Raw genomic sequence first — 18630 nt, forward strand, 5'->3', positions numbered from 1 at the left:
TGTCGCCCGAGCCTGACAGCATCGCTCCATCGCGCAAACACGATGGAGCGAAAGATGATCAGGATAGTGAACGGAAACGCTCGCGGACAGCACCCGCGGGCCATCGACGAGATGTTCCGGTTGCGCAAGCGCGTCTTCCACGACTTCTTGAAATGGGATGTCAAGACCGAGGGCAACTGGGAAATCGACCATTACGACAAGGCCAATCCGCTCTATGTGATGTCGTATTCGCCGGAGACCGGAAAGCTTCGCGGTTCGCTGCGGCTCCTGCCAACGCTTGGACCGAACATGCTGGACGATACATTCCCGATCCTGCTTGGCGGAAATCCGGAGATCCGCAGCGCATCCGTCTGGGAGTCGAGCCGCTTCTGCATCGACCCGGATATCTCCCAGGACCGGTCTTCGAACCAGGTGACGGTCGCCGCCGCCGAGCTTATGTGCGGCGTCGGCGAGCTGGGCCTGGCCTCCGGCATCAGCCACATCGTCACTGTCACCGACGTCTTCCTTGAGCGGATGTTCCGCCGGATGGGCTGCCCCGGAGAACGCATTGCAGAGCCGCAGCGGATCGGCAATGTCTACGCGGTCGCCGTCGCGTGGGAAGTGACGTGGAGCCTTCTTCAAACAATGAAGGCCGTTGCGGCGATCGAGGGCACTGTGCTCGAACGTCCGATGTCGCTCGAAACCGCAAGAGCGGCCTGATCTGTCGCCGGGCCGTTCACTCGGCCCGGTCCCTTTCCTGCGTGGAAACGCGTTAACGCAAACGCCGGCTTGCCGTTGCGCCCTCACGTCAGCGTCGTATTATATAGGGAACACGCTCCCCCGCTTGTCCCGCGGCCAGCAGGGCGAAACGCAGGAAAAGACGAGTGTCAGTGTCCCGTTGTACGGCGTCCTGGGTGAGAATGCGCCTTGTCGCAGCACTCCTCCCGCTTACCTTGGCAACGGCCGGTCAGTCCTCGGCCGCAAGCGTCTGCGAGCGTCTGAGCGCCCGCCTTGCAGATCTGCCTGCCGCCTTCACCACAACCGCCAACCTTCGCGATTTCACCGGCGCAGTTTCGCGTCAGAACATCGAACTTCGCCGCGCCAAGAACGAACGGCGGCGCATGGCATGCAGCAATGACTCCGTCGTCTACATCGACAGCGAAAATGAGGCTGCCTGCGCCGAACTCGATGACGCGATCGCCCGGATGGAGGACAATCTCCGCACGCTCAAGGCGCAACGCCAGCATTTGATCTCGAAAGGCAATGACGACATGCGCCGGCGAATCCTCGCCGCCATGGAATTGAATGGTTGCTCCGGGGAAGCCGGTCTGAACTGGGACGAGACGATGACGGACGAGTTCAGCGCCGAAGAAGCCGGCGTTCACCGCAACATCCTCGAAGATTTCCCGCCGGACGGCGAAGAGTATCCGTTGCTGTTGGACGATCCTTCGACGGACGACTTCACGTTCATGGAAGGCGGCGCAGCAGGCGGCCTCAGGACCATGTGCGTGCGGACCTGCGACGGAGCGTTTTTCCCGATTTCGTCGAACGCCACTCCGGCCGACTTTACCCGCGACACCGAGGTTTGCCGGGCACGATGCCCAGGCGCCGATACGGAGCTCTACTATCACGTTCTCGCCACCGAGGAGAGCGACCAGATGGTTTCGGCGTCGACCGGCCGGCCGTATAAGGAGCTCCCCAACGCCTTCGCCTATCGCACGCGCGGCGTCGGTGCGCCCGGCATCTGCGGCTGCCAGATTCCCAAGGTTGCGGCCGTTGGGGGCAACAGCACCGCGTCGGGAACCAAGCTTTCGGCGGTCAGCCCCTCCGTCGTGACGATCCAAGGTACCGCTTTGCCGGCGTCCGGATCCTCGGCAGCAAAGCCCGTTGAGGAGCGCCCCTACGACCCCGCGACCAGCAAGGTCCGCATCGTCGGCCCTGCCTTCCTGCCGCAGGAAGAGAGCGCGATCGATCTCAAGAACCCCCGGGGGTCGCGCTATCAGCCGCTTCAGGATGAGTGACTTGCTCGCCGTCGGCCGGCCGCTCTCGCCCGTCGCGAACGCCCCATCCGTCCTCGAAAACCAGGTCCTCGAGCGGCAAGCGTTGTCGCCAGCCCTTCACCGCCAATTCCGGTTGCCGGTAGAGACGGTCAACAAAGCCGAGGCACAGCCAGGCGACGATTTCGATGTGATCGGGTATCCCGAGGATCTCCTTGACCTCGTCCTCGTGGAAAATGCTGACCCAACCGACGCCGACGCCCTCGGCCCGCGCCGCAAGCCAAAGATTCTGAACCGCGCAGACTGTCGAGTAGACGTCCATCTGCGGGTTATGCGTGCGCCCGAGCACGACGGCACCGCCCCGCGTCCGGTCGCAGGTTACGCAGATGCTGAGCGGCGCCTTGCGTATGCCCTCGAGTTTGAGCGACCGATATTTCGCCTGTGCCTCGCCTGAAAACATCCCGGCGGCCTCCTCATTGGCGCGGCGGAATGCCTGCCAGACTTTCTCCCGCGTCTCGCTCCGCCGCACGAGCACGAAGTTCCACGGCTGCATGAAGCCGACGGACGGGGCACGGTGCGCCGCGTCAAGCAGGCGGGCGATCAAGGGCTCGGGTAGCGGTTCGGGCAGAAACTCATCGCGTACGTCGCGGCGCGTCTCGATGGCGCGGTAGACGGCGGCGCGCTCGTCCGGCGAAAAGGCACCGGCCGCCGTAAGGCAGCCGCTCGGGTCAGGCAGCATCGTTCGATCCCCAACAATGCGCAACCTCCCGCCGTCCTCGCGGGGCCGGTCTATCTTATCAGGCCGGTCTTCTGACTTCGGATCACTCGACAGCGCCACCTTCCCAGATCACATCAAGATCCAGTGGCAAAGCTCTGAAAAAGTTCAGAACTCCTTGGCGCAGCCGTCACCGTCACAGCGTTGGGCACGTGCCGGAATTCAACCGGCTTCCCGATTCTCCCGCAGCAAGCGGGCACCTGACGGCGCATATGGGCACAGGCGCCGGCGAAAGGCAAGACTGAGCCGTAGCGCGTCAAAGCGGTCCTGTCGGATGCGGTGATGAGTCATAGGCTCCCCAGATCGACTGGTCGAAGCAGATCACCGAGCCGGTCATCAGACCGGACTCGTCGGAGGAGAGATAGGCGCACGCCCGCGCGACCTCGGCGGGATCGACGAGCCGTCCGAAAGGCTGGCTTGCCGCCGCCTTCTCCAGCCAGTCTTCAGGGGCACCGTGAAATTCCCGTTGGATCCGGTCTTCGCCTTCCGACGCCATCCAGCCGATATTGAGGCCGTTGACGCGGATGCGGTTGCGCAGCAGCGCATAGGCCGTGTTCTTGGTCAGCGTCTCGAGGGCGCCCTTGGACGCGCAATAGGCGGCGATGAAGGGTTGGCCGGCCATGGCCGACATCGAACCGATATTGACGATCGTGCCCTCGGTCATCTCACGCCGCATCACCTTCACCGCCTCCTGCATCAGGAAGAAGGGAGCGCGCACGTTTATCGCAAACATGCGATCGAAGAGTTCCGGCGTCGTGTCGAGGATTGTGCCGCGGTCGGTGATTGCGGCAGCGTTGACGAGCGCATCGACACGGCCGAACCCGCGGTCGCAAGCCGCGACCACTGCGCGGGCGTCTCCACCCGCCCCAGATCCGCTGGTACATAGACGACCTTCGCGCCGGTTGCTTCGGCGATCTCGGCTGCCTTTGCCTCGCCCTTGGCCGCATTACGGCCGCAGATGACGATGCCCTTGGCGCCGCGTTCGGCAAAAAGTCCCGCGATGGTGGCGCCGAGCCCCTGCGTGCCGCCAGTCACAATGGCGACTTTGCCATCCAGCCGCGCATGATCTTTTCCCATGAAGTCCTCGCTTGTGTGAGAATGAATGTCGGCCCCCGTTGCCTCACGCTGGCTGATACCGCACGAGGGCGAAGGCATCGCCCGAAGGCGACCAGTTCGGAACGTTGACCGTCCCCTGCCCGCCGAAGAGCTCGAACAGGACGCGCGCATTGCCGCCCGCCGGATCCATCAGCCGGAGCCGAACATCGAGATCGCGGGGATGATCGAAGACATCGCCGTCGTAGGAGAGCACGAGCAGGTGCTTGCCGTCCGGCGAGGGATGCGGGAACCAGTCGCCATAGGGGCTGTCGGTGATGCGCTGGACATCGCTGCCGTCCGGCCGGATCCGCCAGATCTGCATGCGACCGGTGCGGCTCGAATTGAAATAGATCCACGCGCCGTCCGGCGACCAGTCCGGACCATCGTTGCGGCCCTCGCCCTGCGTCAGCCGCCGCTCCTCTCCGCCATCGACCGAAATCGTATAGATATCGAAGACCTGGTCGCGGATACCGCAATAGGCCAGGTTCCGCCCGTCGGGGGACCAACCGTGCCAATAGGACGGCAGGTTGCGCGTGACGAGCCGCGGCGTGCCGCCCTCGGCCGGCAGGAGATAGATCGCCGACTTGCCGTATTCCGTCTTGTCACTGATCGCCAGCGTTTTCCCGTCCGGCGAGATGCCGTGATCATTGTTGCATTGACGGGCGAAGCCCGTGTCGATCTCGGTTGGCTCGGAGCCGTCGAAGCCAAGCCGATGGAGCCGGCCGTCGCCATTGATGATGAGGAATTTGCCGTCGGGCGACCAGTTCGGCGCCTCGACGAGCCGCTCCGTTTGCCAGACGACGCGCGTCTCGCCGCTCGCGATATCGAAGATCTCGACCGAGCTTCGCACCGCTAGCCCCTGTCGCGGAAACGGTTGGTAATCGGGTACCGCCGGTCGCGACCGAAATTCTTCTTGGTGATCTTCACGCCGGGCGCCGACTGCCTGCGCTTGTACTCGGCAATATAGAGCAGGTGTTCGATCCGATGGACGGTCGCCTCGTCATGACCGCGCGCAACGATTTCCTCCGTGCTCAATTCCCTCTCCACCAGGCACTCGAGGATGTCGTCGAGCACCGGATACGGCGGCAGGGAGTCCTGGTCGGTCTGGTTGGGCCGGAGCTCGGCCGAGGGTGCCTTGTCGATGATGTTCTGCGGAATGACTTCGCCGGCGGGGCCGAGCGCGCCCGGCGGCACGGCGCCATTGCGCCAGCGCGACAGGGCGTAGACCTGCATCTTGTAGAGGTCTTTGATCGGGTTGAACCCGCCGTTCATGTCGCCGTAGAGCGTCGCATAACCCACCGACATCTCCGATTTGTTGCCAGTGGTCACCACCATGGAACCGAACTTGTTGGAGATCGCCATGAGGATCGTTCCGCGCGTGCGGCTCTGCAGGTTCTCTTCGGTGATCCCGGGTTCGGTTCCCTCGAAAGTATCGGCGAGCGCGCTGAGAAAACCTTCGACCGGCTCCTCGATCGCAACCACGTCATAGTGGCAACCGAGCGCCTTGGCGCAGGCTTCGGCGTCCTTCAGCGATTCCTGCGACGTATAGCGATAGGGCAGCATGATCGTGCGGACACGCTCCGCGCCGAGCGCGTCTACCGCGAGCGCCGTGCAGATTGCAGAGTCGATGCCGCCCGAAAGGCCAAGGACAACATTCTTGAAGCCGTTCTTGTTGACGTAGTCCCTGAGCCCCAGCATGCAGGCCCGGTAGTCCGCCTCCTCGCTCTCCGGCAGGCGCGGCTGGAGCCCGTCGATGGAGACCCAGCCATCTTCGCCCCGCGTCCACTCGGAGATCGACAGCGCCTCCTCGAACTGGTTCATCTGGAAGGCGAGCGAGCGGTCGGCGTTGAAGCCGAAGCTCGCGCCGTCGAAGACCAGTTCGTCCTGGCCGCCGAGCTGGTTGGCATAGATCATCGGCAAGCCGGTCTCGATCACCTGCTTCAGCACGACCTGGTGGCGCACATCGACCTTGCCGCGGTAATAGGGCGAACCGTTCGGAGAGAGCAGGATCTCGGCACCGCTTTCCTTGAGCGTCTCGCAGACGCCAAGCTCGCCCCAAATGTCTTCGCAGATCGGGATGCCGATGCGGATGCCGCGAAAATTCACCGGACCCGGCATGTCGCCCGCGTCAAAGACGCGCTTTTCGTCGAACTCGCCGTAGTTCGGCAGATCCACCTTGTCGCGGACGGCGACGATCCTGCCCGCGTCCAGGACGGCCACCGAATTGTGCCGCTGCGAGGAGGCCTGACGGGGAAAGCCGATGACGACCCCCGGCCCTCCGTCCGCGGTTTCCGCCGCGAGGTTCTCGACGGCGCGCAGGCAGGCCCTCAGGAAGGCCGGCTTCAGCACCAGGTCCTCGGGCGGATAGCCGGAAATGAAGAGCTCGGTGAACAGCACGAGGTCGGCGCCGTGGCGCGCCGCCTCGGCACGCGTTTCGCGCGCTTTCCTCAGATTGCCGGCGATATCGCCGACCGTCGGATTGAGCTGGGCTACGGCGATCCGCAGCTTTGAAGGTACGGCTTTCTGTGGGGTCATGGCAGGCCTGTCGGTGTTTCCTCGGCGAATGCATCCAGCGTGTGCCTTGTTCTTACCGCATCCGGCGGAAAAAAACCCACTCCCAATCGCAGTGACGCCGGAAAAATCCGAAAAAACCTGCAGTTCCCGGTCTTTAACGAAACTGTCCCGCGGCCCTTCGACGCGGCCGGAACCTGGGGATCATCATAGCCGCTTCGCCATTCATCCCCTGTTCAAGATGACAGTCGTATGACAGTTGAACGAAAGATTTATGAAATTGGAGAGGCTGTTGGCCAGTATCGATTCCGCCGCGAGAGGTTCTCAGGTCTATGTCGAAAGGCCAGGCTTTTCCGTCAGGCACGCCAAGACGCTGGCGGGCACCCGCAGCGCGCTGTTCTCGCTTTCGATAGCGGCGGCGATCGTCTTTGCGGTCGAGCTCATCGTGCGCCAGTCGGTCTCCGACACGATCGCCTATTTCATTGATCCGATGCGGCCGGCCTGGACAACGGTCGCTGCATTCTTCCTCTTCATGCTGGCGCTTGACGCGCTCTTCGGACGGGAACACAAGGGCGCGCTCCTCATTGCGCCCCTCGCCCTCGTGCCGGCCTTCATCTGCCAGCAGAAACAGGTTTTCCTGTCCGACCCGCTTTACCCGACCGATTTTCTCTTCGGCCGGCAGATCATGGAACTGATGCCGGTTCTCGTGAAGGACAGGCCCTGGACCGCCGTCGGCGTCGTCCTCGGCATTCTGGCGACCGTCGTCGTCATCGGTCTGCTGTTGCGCTACGCCTGGCGGAACTTCCCGAAGCTGACGCGCCGGGAGCGTCTCGCGCGGATTGCCTTCGCCCTGCCGCTGCTCGTCGCCTTCTGGAACATCATGGATTACAACCAGTTCTCGTGGGTCCGCGACCGGCTGCGGGTCATCCCGATCATGTGGGACCAGACCGAGAACTATCGGCACAACGGGTTTGTGCTCGCCTTCGCGATCAACCTGCCGATGGCCAATGTGAGCGCCCCGGCCGGCTACATGGCGGATGCGATCGATCGCATTCCCGTAAAGCCGCTTCCCGCCGGTACGACGCATCGCGGCAAGCCGGACGTCATCGTGCTGATGAGCGAGTCCTTCTGGGATCCGACGCGCCTCCCAAAGGTTAAGCTGACGCCCGACCCGATGCCGACCATTCGCGAATTGCAGGGCGGCAACGTCTTCTCGCCGGAGTTCGGCGGCATGACGGCGAATGTCGAGTTCGAGGCGCTGACCGGCTTTTCGAACGCATTCCTGCCCTATGGCAGCATCCCCTACCAGCAATATATCCGCAATCCGATTCCGTCGCTCGCCACCTTCTTCCGCGGCGAAGGCTATGTCTCGCGTGCCATCCATCCCTTTCAGGGATGGTTCTGGAACCGCACCGCCGTCTACAAGGCCTTCGGCTTCGATACGTTCCGCTCGGAGGAGAACATGCCGGCTATGCAGAAGCGCGGAATTTTCGCCTCTGATGAGTCGCTGACGAAGGAGATCATACGCCAGGCGGATGCGCTGGACGATCCATTCTTCTTCTTTGCCGTGACATTGCAGGGCCATGGTCCCTACGAGCCTAATCGCTACGCGAAGAACACCATTAAGGTCGAGGGCAATCTGCCGGAAAGCGATCGCCAGGTTCTCGCCACCTACGCGCAGGGCATCAAGGAAGCCGACGACAGTCTGAAAATGCTGATGCACTGGGCGAAGAACCGGGACCGCGAGACGATCATCGTGCTCTTCGGCGACCACCTGCCGCCGCTCAACACCGTCTATACCAGCACGGGTTACATGAAAGACGTGACGGCGGAGCGCAAAGGGCCGAAGGACCAGATGAAGGCGCAGCACGAAACGCCGCTCGTCGTCTGGTCGAACAAGACCGGTGCGCGCAAGGATATCGGCAGCATCAGCCCGGCCTTTCTCTCCTACCAGATCCTGAAGCAGGCGGGCTACGAGCATCCGTACTACACCGGGTTCCTCGGCAAGGTTCACGACCACTTCCGAATTCTCGACCGCTATATGCTGATCCGCAAGAACGGCAAGGAGGTCGCGGATTGGCTGCGCCAGCCGAAGATACCGCCGTCCCTGCGCGACTATCGCTTCCTGCAGCACGACATGATGTTCGGCAAGCGCTACAGCACCGAGCGCTTCTTCCAGTCCCACGCCGAACTCTTCAATGCCGGCCTTTAACCGGCTTTAGCCGGAACGAGATTGCGTTCCGGCCAGCGATTGGCTTCGCAGCTTCCCGACCCTCGAAGGACGATGTCACCCATCGACCTCATTTCATCGCGGTCGCACGTTTCCGCGAGCTGCCGAACCGGCCAAGCAAGAACAATCAGCAGGCGAGTAAACTATCCCTAAAGTATCAAGTTATCCAAAAGCTTGACAGGCGCAAAAAATCTTAACATTTGATATGCATCTTATAGCTGCAAGGTTGCGCGAAAGCACAGCGGAGTGAGTACGCAGAACGCAGTTTGCCTGCTTTCCAGGCGGCTGCTCGGTAACAGGCACGGTTACCGCGATCTGCGTGCGGCTCCGGCAGGCGCGCCACCACTCGCACGGATGCCAGCATCGGTGCTGGCCCCAACTACGCATGTCGGATTGTGATCGCTTGCTTTCTAACATTTGCGTGAACCCGAACCGCGGGCTTGCGCATTTAGGCCGAGGTGGGATTGTATGTTGGTTGCATCGGAGCACGGGTTGGTCGAGGCGTTCGGTGCTCGGAGAGATCGGGAGCACGCGCAGCAGATGCAGCGGCTTGCTGGAACGGAAAAAGCCGAACGGAAGACTCCACCCCCCTTCACGGTGGATGCCCTCTTGCAAAATCCTCAATTTCTTGAGGTCCTGCAAGCTGGCGCGCGCACGCTGATTTCCATAAACGATCTTTTTCCGCGCATCGCGCGCCTGGTCGCAGCCCACCAGAAATGGATGCTCACGCAGGCCGCCTACGCTCTGCATCTGGAGCGCGAACGAGACAATGCCGATTCAGGCATCACTGCAGCGCGATTGCTGAAAGTCATGCGCGAAACGGGTGCTGCCAGCCGGAACACGACAACCGCGTTCCTTGCGGAACTCCTTGCCTACAAGCTGCTCCGCCCCGCAAACGGCGGCCGCACAAAAAGGACGCGTCCACTCGAACCGACGGAGATCAGCGAGAACGCCATGCGGCTCTGGTTCAAGACGCAGATGAGTACACTCGATTTGCTGGATGGCGGATCGCGGGTGAGATGCGTCGAGACCGATCCCACCATATTCGAGCGTGCCCAGCCCCGTGCCGCAATACGGCTGCTTTCGGACGCAAGATGGACGCAGCCCCCGGAAGGAGTTGCGATTTTCGTCTGGTCGGAGTCCGGCGGGGTTATCCTCGACGACCTGATGGCGCGTCCCACAAATCTTGTCGCTACCAACGGCAAGGTCTGGATTGAGGTCAACCCTGCAAGACTTGCGGAGCGCTACCTGATTTCGAACACGCATATTCGCCGCCTGATCGCGCGTGCCGAAGCCGCCGGCTTTATCGGCAAGGGAGATGGCGGGGCGCGTGGCCGTTACTGGCTGAGCAGCCGGCTTGTCGAGGAATACGCCTCGTGGGAAGCCGTCAAGTTCGAGGCCCTGGCCGAAGCCTTCGACCAATCCGCAGCCCCGCCTCCCTGACGCAAAGCGCGTTACTGAGACGCCTCCGCGAAGCGCGGGAGGTCGTCACGGATGTCGTAAAAGTCACCCTTGTCGGCGCAAAAGATGTGATAGCCGGGCTTGAGCCCGGTCGGCCCGTCAAAGGTTCCCGCCAGGATCGAGGTATAGTCGAGATCGTCCGCCTTCCAGAACAGCGCCGAACCGCAATGCCGGCAGAATCCGCGCCGAGCTGCACTGCTGGAACGATACCAGGTAATCTCGTCGACGCCTTCAACATCCATATGGCTGTCGAGCACATTCGTGGCCGCGTAATAGAGTCCCGTCTGCTTTCGGCATTGGGAACAATGGCAGAAAATCAGCTCCCTCAGTTCTCCCCGCGTCTTGAACCGCACCGCGCCGCAAAGGCAGCCGCCTTCGTGGATATCCGTCATTTCCCTCTCCACTGCAGAAAAAAAGCCGGGTCAACTTCACAAAGCTGACCCGGCCCTGTCAAATTCAGAAGACGCGCCGATCGTTCAGAAAAATTGAGCCATCGGCGCGGCTACCGCATGTTTCCATCGGAGCCGATATAAGGATAAAACACGCAGCATTTCAAAGTGCTACAGCGACCTTTGTGCGCCTGAAAAAGACGCACGGCGCCGTGGGGATCACTCAACCGTTGACCACCATCTTCTTCTCGTCGCGGCCACCCTTCATCCGCTCGGCGAGCAGGAAGGCGAGCTCCAGCGCCTGATCGGCGTTGAGGCGCGGATCGCAATGGGTGTGGTAACGGTCGGCGAGGTCGTCACCGGAAAGCGCGCGAGCGCCTCCGGTGCATTCGGTCACGTCGTTGCCGGTCATCTCGATGTGAATGCCGCCCGGATGGCTGCCCTCGGCGCGGTGGATCTGGAAGAAGCTTTCGACTTCCGAGAGGATCCGTTCGAAGGGCCGGGTCTTGTAGTTGTTGAGCGTGATCGTGTTGCCATGCATCGGATCGCACGACCAGACGACCTTCTTGCCCTCACGCTCGACGGCGCGGATCAGACGCGGCAGGTGCTCTGCAACCTTGTCGTGGCCAAAGCGGCAGATCAGCGTCAGGCGGCCCGCTTCGTTGGCGGGATTCAACAGGTCGATCAGTTCCAGGAGGCCGTCGGCTGTCAGCGACGGACCGCATTTCAGCCCGAGCGGATTCTTGATGCCGCGGCAATATTCGATATGCGCATGGTCCGGCTGGCGGGTGCGGTCGCCGATCCATATCATATGACCGGAGGTGGCGTACCAATCGCCCGAGGTCGAATCGACGCGCGTCAGCGCCTGCTCGTAGCCGAGCAATAGCGCCTCGTGACTGGTGAAGAAATCGGTCTCGCGCAGGCTTGGATGGTTCTCCGAGGTGATGCCGATCGCCTTCATGAAATCCATGGTCTCGGAAATCCGGTCGGCGAGCTTGCGGTAGCGCTCGGCCTGCGGACTGTCCTTGACGAAGCCCAGCATCCATTGATGCACGTTTTCGAGATTGGCGTAGCCGCCCATCGCGAAGGCGCGCAACAGGTTGAGCGTTGCGGCGGATTGGCGATAGGCCATGATCTGCCGCTCCGGATTGGGGACGCGCGCCTGCTCCGTGAATTCGATGCCGTTGATGATGTCGCCGCGGTAGCTGGGCAGCGTGATGTCGCCCTGCTTCTCGACGCCCGAGGAGCGCGGCTTTGCAAACTGGCCGGCGATACGGCCGACCTTGACGACCGGCTGCTGGGCCCCGAAGGTCAGCACCACCGCCATCTGCAGGAAAGCGCGGAAGAAGTCGCGGATCGTGTCGGCGCCATGCTCGGCGAAGCTCTCGGCGCAGTCACCGCCCTGCAACAGGAAGCCACGGCCCTCGGCCACGTTCGCGAGCGCACTCTTCAGACGCCGAGCCTCACCGGCAAAGACGAGCGGCGGAAACTTCGCGAGACGGCCTTCAACGGCCTCGAGCGCTACGAGGTCCGGATAGTCCGGCACCTGCTGAATAGGTTTTTGCCGCCAGCTGTTCGGAGTCCAAGTCTGTGCCATTTCCATCACCTGTTGTCTGACGCGGCTGGGGACCGCGTCGCGGATGCGGGCTTATAAACGTTAACAAGGGGCTTGGAAAGCCATTCTGCCAGAAAACATGGGCTGCCTTCGGGCCAAACGGAACCACGGTTCACGCGACCCGTTCGCCCTTCCTTACACGGTAGCTCGGCTGATACATGGTCACCAACTCCTCCGCCGCGGTCGGATGAACCGCCATGGTGCGGTCGAAGTCATCCTTGGTGCATCCTGCCTTCAGTGAAATCCCCAGCAATTGCGCCATTTCGCCGGCGTCATGGCCGAGGATATGCGCGCCCACGACGGTGCGATCCGCGGCATTGACGAGCAGCTTCATGATCATCTTTTCCTTGCGTCCCGAAAGGGTCGCCTTCATCGGCCGGAATTCGGCACGGTAGACTTCGAGCTCGTCATATTTCCGCGCGGCCTCCTCCTCACTCATTCCAACCGTACCGATCTCCGGCTGCGAGAAGACGGCCGTTGCGATCAGATCATGATCCGGCGAAGTCGGATTGTTCTTGTACTCCGTCTCGATGAAGCACATCGCCTCGTGGATGGCCACGGGCGTCAGTTGCACGCGGTCCGTGACGTCGCCGAGCGCGTAGATCCCCGGCGCGCTCGTGCGCGAGAAGGCGTCGACGATGATGGCGCCGCGCTCGTTGGTCTTGACGCCGGCATGTTCCAGCCCCAGGCCCTGGGTATTCGGCACGCGGCCGAGCGCGAGCATCACCTGGTCGACGGCGATTTCGCCATGCTTCATGGTCGTTGCAATCCGCTGACCGTCGGCGCCCGGCGATACCGACTGGATGATATCCTCGCAGAGGATTCGGACGCCCTTCTCCTCCATCGCCGCATGCAGGCCACGCCTCAGGTCCTGGTCGAAACGAGAGAGGATCTCCTTGCCGCGATAGATCAGTGTCGTTTCGACGCCAAGGCCGTGGAAGATATTGGCGAACTCGACGGCGATATATCCGCCGCCGGCGATCAGGATCGATTTCGGAAGCTCCGGAAGGTCGAAGGCTTCATTGGAGGTGATGCAGAGTTCATGTCCCGGCAGCGCATCATGCGGACTGGGATGGCCGCCAACCGCGATCAGGATACGTTCCGCGGTCACCGTTTTGCCGCTCCCGAGCAGCCGCACCTCGTTGGGTCCGGTGAGTTCGGCCCGCGTGTTCAGGATCTCCGCACCGGCATTTGAAAGCCCCTTGCGATAAAGGCCCTCGAGCCGGGTGATCTCCTGCTCCTTGGCCGCGACGAGCTTCTTCCAGTCGAAGCGGCTTTCGCCGACGCTCCAGCCGAAGCCCGCCGCATCTTCGAAATGCTCCGCATATTGCGAGGCGTAGACGTACAGCTTCTTCGGCACGCAGCCGCGGATCACGCAGGTGCCGCCGTAGCGAAACTCCTCGGCGATCGCCACCTTCTTGCCGAGTGCTGCCGCCAGCCGCCCGCTTCTCACGCCGCCAGAGCCGCCGCCGATCACGAAGAGGTCATAGTCGAAAGCGCTCATGGAGAACTCCTGGAAGAAACTGAATAGGAAGGCCGCCGGTCGGCACTCCGGGATTTGATGCAAGGACGAGCGGGTCGCCTTTTCGCCCTGATATAGTATTGCGATGCAAAAAAAGAAAAGCCCGGATCGCTCCGGGCTCGTGGATGAACGGTGAACCGCTTACTGGTCTTACTGCTGCGCGGGTGCCTGCGTCCCTGCGTCAGCGGCGGGGGCGCTGCCGATCTTCTCGTCGAGCGACTTGGTGGCCTCGTTGGCGAGATCGCGCGATACACCGGCTGCCCAGATGTCGGCTGCCTTCAGCAATTCGCGCGAGGCAATCGGACCGTCGTTCAGGAGCTTCTTGCCGGCCGCCGAGCTATAGAAGGCGGTGATCGCGTTGAGTTCCTCGACCGAGAAGGTCTTGGCGTAGATCGTCGCCGCCTCGCGTTCCAGATCCGAGCGGCGTGCCGCCAGGCCAAGCGCCTTCTCGTCGACGGTCGCAGAGATCAGTTCCTGATGGTTCGGCGAAGCTTGAATGAGCGAGTTCTTCAGACGTTCGGCGAGGTTGGGCAGAATATTGTCGAAGCTGTTGGTGACGCCGAGCGCTCCGATTGTCGCGCGCGCCGCCTTGATCTGATCTTCCGTCACGTCCTGTGCCTTGACCGCAGGCACCGAAACCGAAAGGAGAACGGCCGCGGTTGCGAATGCCCGGGCAAAACCTGTGATTTTGTTCATTTTTATCAATGCTCCTGTGTTGGCACATGTCGCCCGGCCAATTGCCGCCGCCAGGCATTTCATGTGCGGAATTCTCTCTTGCGCCATCGCCGCGGCGCGAGGTCGGACGGGCCTGCCCTCAGCCTGCCGCGAGCGTGCGCGCCCCCTCCGGACCGGCGATGATCGCCAGCGATGCCATGCCGATGAAGAGCCCGTGCTCGACGACCCCCGGAATCGCGTTCAACTCGGCCGCAAGCGCCTCTGCATCAGGAATACGGCCAAAAGATGCATCCAGAATGAGGTGGCCGCCATCGGTCATGAAGGCCCCGTCCCCCGAGGCGCGCACCGCGATCTCGCCGGTCAGGCCGAGACGTGCGGCAACCTTCTCGATCGCCAGCCGCGTCGTCACCTGACCGAACGGGTTCACCTCGATCGGCAGCTTGAAGGCACCGAGAACGTCGACGACTTTCGATTCATCGGCAATGACGATCATCCGTTCCGATGCGCTCGCGACGATCTTTTCACGCAGCAGCGCTCCGCCGCCGCCTTTGATCAGGCGCAGTTTTCCGTCGACCTCGTCGGCACCGTCGATGGTCAAATCGAGTTCCGGCAACTCGTCGAGCGATTTCAGCGGCACGCCGAGTTCGAGGCAAAGTCGCGCTGTCCGCTCGGAGGTCGGCACACCCTGGATTTGAAAGCCGGAGGCGACCTTTTCGGCCAGCAGCCGGACGAATTCCTCGGCCGTCGACCCGGTGCCGATACCAAGCCGCATTCCACTTTCGACATGATCAAGCGCCGCCTGGGCGGCCTTGATCTTCATCTGGCGGGCGTCCATGCGCCACTCGCTCCCCTTCATGATCCGGCCGGCGAGCGGCCATTTCACCGGCTCCCGTCCAATTTCGCTGAGACACTTACACGGCCATCGCAGCAAACAAAAGCCAAAATGCGAGACCCGCAGCGGATTCCGGCAGCGCTCCGGTCCCCGACTCCCGTTGCATTCTCCGCCTACTTCGCATACGCGAACAGGAGGTTTCCCCAACACGAGGTTCCCGTGTCTCCGCCCCTTGTCGTCTTCGATCTCGACGGTACCCTCGTCGACACCGCTCCGGACCTCGTCGCAAGCCTCAACCACGCGGTGACGCAAGCAGGTATCCAACCGGTTACGTACGCCGATCTCACCCATCTAGTGGGCCATGGCGCCCGCGCCATGATCGAGCGGACCTTCGCGCTGCGGGGCAAAGCGCTGAGTGAAGAGGAGCTGGCTTGGCAGATGAAGGAGTTCGTGGACTTCTACCACGGCTCGATGCCGGGTGAATCACTGCCTTATCCCGGGCTTGTAGCGGCGCTCGACCGCCTGCAGGACGCCGGCCTGCGACTCGCCGTCTGCACCAACAAGCCGGAAATGCTCGCGAAGCGTCTGCTCGACGGGCTCGGCCTGATGGACCGCTTTGCCGCCGTTTCCGGCGGCGACACTTTCTCCGTCCGCAAGCCGCACGCCGAGCACCTGCTCTCGACGGTCGCCAATGCCGGCGGCGTCGCGGAAAGAGCGGTGATGGTCGGCGACAGCCTCAACGATATCCTGGTCGCCCGCAACGCCTCGGTTCCATCGATCGCCGTACCGTTTGGTTACTCCGACGTGCCGATCGCGAGCCTCTCGCCGGACAGGATCATCGAGCATTTCGACGAACTGACCCCGGAGCTTGTGAGGACCGTTCTCAGGCGGGAGAAGAAGTAGAGCACCCGCCTGTGGCGTTCACAGGTGCCGTACCTCTGAGGGCCTTTCCGCCCAATTGTCGTTGCGACCGTCATAGTAGGTCACCGGCGCCGACATAAGTTCATCGATGTCGACTGCGTCGAGACAAGCAATACTGATGCTGTAATAGGGGCTGCCGGTCATGTTCGGCACCTCGATCCGTTCAAACGGGTGAATGCCGCAACGCTTGCAGATCCCTTGAAAGTCCGTCAGTTCCCCCTCGCCGGCGACGAGGCGAAAAGCCTCAGGCTTCACCCGGGCTGACCACAGGCGCATCTTGGTGCAGATCGAGCAGTTGCACTTGCCCGTGCCGGCGCTGATATCCAGCTCAGTCTCGAAGCGGATGGCACCGCAATGGCAGCTTCCCGAATAGGTTCTCAGCATCGCATGCTCCCACCACGAGGCGCTGATGTGCGAAGGCCCCGCGCCTGGCGGGGCCTCCTATCTCCTTGGAACGAGACGTCCGTCACCCGTCAGCCCTCGGCTGGCTGCCGGGCCTTACGGGTCGCCTCGAACGCCCGGTCCATGTACATGTCCCGGTCGTAGACGTCGTTGAAATATTCGACCTTGCCGTCCTTGTTCGGCCATGCGGTGAAGTAGGAAACATAGACCGGCACTTTCTGAGGCACCGGCAAGGCCCTGTTGTGCCCAGCGGCGATCTCCTTGCCGACGTCCTCCATGCTGATGCCGAGGACGGCCGCTGCCATGCGGCGCGGCTCGGCGAGGCGGACGCATCCGTGGCTGAGCGCCCGCTGGTCACGCTTGAAGAAGTTCTTCGACGGCGTGTCGTGCATATAGATCGCATGCGAGTTCGGGAACAGGATCTTGAGCTCGCCAAGCGCGTTGTCGCTACTTGGCGGCTGGCGCACCGCGACCGAGTTCGTCGATCCGTACCAGTCCACTGCATAGGACGGAACGACCCGGCCGCCGACCTCGACCTGATAACCCATGCGGTCGAGATAGCTCGGATCGCTGCGCAGCTTCGGCAGCATCTCGTTGACGATGATCGACTGGGGCACGCCCCAATAGGGATTGACCTCGACGGTCTGGATCTCGTCGTGGAAGAAATAGGTCTGGTTCGCTTTCGAGCCGACCACGACCCGCATCGAGAACTGCTCCGCGCCCTGGTCGGTATAGTAGGCCATGAACGCCGGCTGGTTGATGAAGACGTAGCGATTGCCGAGGTCGTTCGGGAGCCAGCGGGCCTGCTCCATCGCGATCTCGACCTTGCTGATCTTGCTGGCGATCGTGTCCCCGCCCGTCAGCACGCGGATCGAGGCCTGACCGACGACACCGTCCGCCTTCAGCCCATGCTCCTTCTGAAAGGCTTCGACGAGGGAGACCAGTTCAGGGGTGTATTCGGGCGTATCCTGGTAGCCGGCGAGGACGACGGCATGCTCCGCCCTCAGCGCCTCTGAGGCCTTCAGCTTGATCCCGGCAACGATGTTGGCGAGCTCCGGATTGCTGTCGCCCGGCTTCAGCAGCGTCCCCGGCGCGATCTCGACACGCGGAGCGGCGTCCGTTTCGGCCCGCAGCTTTTCGAGTTCCTGCTTCAACGCCAGGAACTGCGGGTTCTTCGGATTGCGCTCTTCGATCAGGGCTGCAATGTCGGGGCTTGTGGCGGCCTTGTCGAGGAAGGCGACGAGATCGACGCTCTTGCGCTTGAAATCGTGGTAGCCGGAAATCTTGTTCGGGTCGATGCGGCCCCGAACCGTATCCTGCACATAGGTGAGGACCGCCGCGGACATGGCGATCTCGAATCGCACCAGATCCTTTTCCCGCGCGATCATGTCGGCGCGATCGAAGTCATCGGCCGGAACAGTGACGGCATAGTCCTTCGGGTCGAGTCCAACCTTGGCAGCATCACCAAGAACCGCGAGAGCGGCTCGCGCCCGCCCATTGATGCCGTCGCCTCCGATCCAGACGAAATCGGTCCGTCCGGCATAAAACGCCTCGACCGCCTTTGCCACCTCCGCCGGAGCGCGCACCTCGACTTGCGGCAGAAACTTGCGGGCATCCGCCAGCGGAATCCGCAGCATGGGTGGGAAGCCGTAGCTCTGTACCGAACCCGTCACGACCGGATCGACCAGCCGATCCGTCGCAATCCTGCGCATCTGCTCTGGCTTGTAGGTATAGTAGCGCGGACTGGAAACCTTTGGCGGCTTTACCGCGGTTCTGTCTTCGAGGCGCTGCGGCGCCATCATGTCGTAGCCCGGCTGCGCCGGATAGGCCTGCTCGGGCGTGCGCTTCCTGCCGCCGCGAATGAAATCCATCAGCGTGATGGCTGAGGCAGGCCGCACATCTATGGTTGCAATCGCACAGCCGCTCATAAGCGCCACAATCGCTACCGATCTGATTATTTTCATAAGTACAAACGTCCCCATATCGCGTTGCCGCCGAATTCGGCCGCTGCCAGATTCTCGCCACGCCCTCGTGCCCGAAGACTTATAGAAAAGGATGGTGAATGAAAAGGAAACGACCGCCGTTCGATTTGATCAGCTGCCCCGAAACCGCTCGCCCTTCGTGTCGCGCGCAGCTCCGCAAGCCTCTGATTTGCATCTACTTTGCACCAAACGATTGCGCAGCGACGTTCCCAGCGGCACTCAGGGCGTCACGAAGGAAGGCATC

General features: G+C 62.3%; 15 protein-coding genes, 1 pseudogene and 1 riboswitch. Of the genes and pseudogenes, 5 read left to right on the forward strand and 11 right to left on the reverse strand.

What is annotated here, in order from left to right:
• Nucleotides 1–54: 54 nt before the first annotated feature.
• Nucleotides 55–699, forward strand: coding sequence for an acyl-homoserine-lactone synthase (locus AU381_RS03810; RefSeq protein ID WP_064240474.1), 645 nt, complete (start codon nt 55–57; stop codon nt 697–699).
• A 164-nt stretch (nt 700–863) separates the two neighbouring features.
• On the forward strand, nt 864–2000 hold the full coding sequence (locus AU381_RS03815; RefSeq protein ID WP_064240475.1) for a DUF2865 domain-containing protein: 1137 nt from the start codon (nt 864–866) through the stop codon (nt 1998–2000).
• Here the strand turns inward: AU381_RS03815 and bluB are convergent.
• From bluB to AU381_RS03835, 4 genes and pseudogenes are all read right to left on the reverse strand, one after another.
• Nucleotides 1954–2715, reverse strand: coding sequence for a 5,6-dimethylbenzimidazole synthase (gene bluB / locus AU381_RS03820; protein WP_064240476.1), 762 nt, complete (start codon nt 2713–2715; stop codon nt 1954–1956). The two genes, AU381_RS03815 and bluB, sit on opposite strands and share 47 nt — an antisense overlap.
• Nucleotides 2716–2759: 44 nt before the next feature.
• Nucleotides 2760–2970: riboswitch (cobalamin riboswitch) on the reverse strand.
• Between the two features lie 37 nt (nt 2971–3007).
• Nucleotides 3008–3828: pseudogene (locus AU381_RS03825) on the reverse strand (SDR family oxidoreductase).
• A gap of 43 nt (nt 3829–3871) precedes the next feature.
• Nucleotides 3872–4696 (reverse strand): TolB family protein, encoded by an 825-nt coding sequence (locus AU381_RS03830; protein WP_064240477.1) that lies wholly within the window; start codon nt 4694–4696, stop codon nt 3872–3874.
• A gap of 2 nt (nt 4697–4698) precedes the next feature.
• On the reverse strand, nt 4699–6381 hold the full coding sequence (locus AU381_RS03835) for an NAD+ synthase (RefSeq protein ID WP_064240478.1): 1683 nt from the start codon (nt 6379–6381) through the stop codon (nt 4699–4701).
• Between the two features lie 268 nt (nt 6382–6649).
• Between AU381_RS03835 and AU381_RS03840 the strand changes: the two genes are divergently transcribed.
• Both AU381_RS03840 and AU381_RS03845 read left to right on the forward strand, forming a co-directional pair.
• Nucleotides 6650–8569: an LTA synthase family protein gene (locus tag AU381_RS03840; protein ID WP_162273402.1), complete on the forward strand. Its 1920-nt coding sequence runs from the start codon at nt 6650–6652 to the stop codon at nt 8567–8569.
• A gap of 486 nt (nt 8570–9055) precedes the next feature.
• Nucleotides 9056–10030, forward strand: coding sequence for a hypothetical protein (locus AU381_RS03845; protein ID WP_082909637.1), 975 nt, complete (start codon nt 9056–9058; stop codon nt 10028–10030).
• An 11-nt stretch (nt 10031–10041) separates the two neighbouring features.
• Here the strand turns inward: AU381_RS03845 and AU381_RS03850 are convergent, their stop codons facing one another.
• The 5 genes from AU381_RS03850 to rpiA all read right to left on the reverse strand — a co-directional run bounded on the left by AU381_RS03850 (nt 10042) and on the right by rpiA (nt 15084).
• Nucleotides 10042–10440: a GFA family protein gene (locus AU381_RS03850; protein WP_064240481.1), complete on the reverse strand. Its 399-nt coding sequence runs from the start codon at nt 10438–10440 to the stop codon at nt 10042–10044.
• Nucleotides 10441–10660: 220 nt separating this feature from the next.
• On the reverse strand, nt 10661–12034 hold the full coding sequence (locus AU381_RS03855; RefSeq protein WP_064240625.1) for a class II 3-deoxy-7-phosphoheptulonate synthase: 1374 nt from the start codon (nt 12032–12034) through the stop codon (nt 10661–10663).
• Between the two features lie 130 nt (nt 12035–12164).
• Nucleotides 12165–13556, reverse strand: coding sequence for a glutathione-disulfide reductase (gene gor / locus AU381_RS03860; protein WP_064240482.1), 1392 nt, complete (start codon nt 13554–13556; stop codon nt 12165–12167).
• A 168-nt stretch (nt 13557–13724) separates the two neighbouring features.
• On the reverse strand, nt 13725–14270 hold the full coding sequence (locus tag AU381_RS03865) for a DUF2059 domain-containing protein (protein WP_064240483.1): 546 nt from the start codon (nt 14268–14270) through the stop codon (nt 13725–13727).
• A 118-nt stretch (nt 14271–14388) separates the two neighbouring features.
• Nucleotides 14389–15084, reverse strand: a complete 696-nt coding sequence (gene rpiA / locus AU381_RS03870) for a ribose-5-phosphate isomerase RpiA (RefSeq protein ID WP_064240626.1) — start codon at nt 15082–15084, stop codon at nt 14389–14391.
• 216 nt (nt 15085–15300) lie between these two features.
• Between rpiA and AU381_RS03875 the strand changes: the two genes are divergently transcribed.
• Nucleotides 15301–15984 carry an HAD family hydrolase gene (locus AU381_RS03875; RefSeq protein ID WP_064240484.1) on the forward strand — a complete coding sequence of 228 codons (684 nt, stop codon included), beginning with the start codon at nt 15301–15303 and terminating at the stop codon, nt 15982–15984.
• Between the two features lie 18 nt (nt 15985–16002).
• On the opposite strand, the gene AU381_RS03880 is transcribed toward AU381_RS03875, so the two are convergent.
• Nucleotides 16003–16386, reverse strand: coding sequence for a GFA family protein (locus AU381_RS03880; RefSeq protein WP_064240485.1), 384 nt, complete (start codon nt 16384–16386; stop codon nt 16003–16005).
• A gap of 89 nt (nt 16387–16475) precedes the next feature.
• The gene (locus AU381_RS03885; protein ID WP_064240486.1) at nt 16476–18368 is read right to left on the reverse strand and encodes a L,D-transpeptidase family protein; all 1893 of its coding nucleotides are present in this window, start codon (nt 18366–18368) and stop codon (nt 16476–16478) included.
• Between the last annotated feature and the right edge of the window lie 262 nt (nt 18369–18630).

Source organism: Sinorhizobium glycinis, assembly GCF_001651865.1.
Taxonomy (GTDB): domain Bacteria; phylum Pseudomonadota; class Alphaproteobacteria; order Rhizobiales; family Rhizobiaceae; genus Sinorhizobium; species Sinorhizobium glycinis.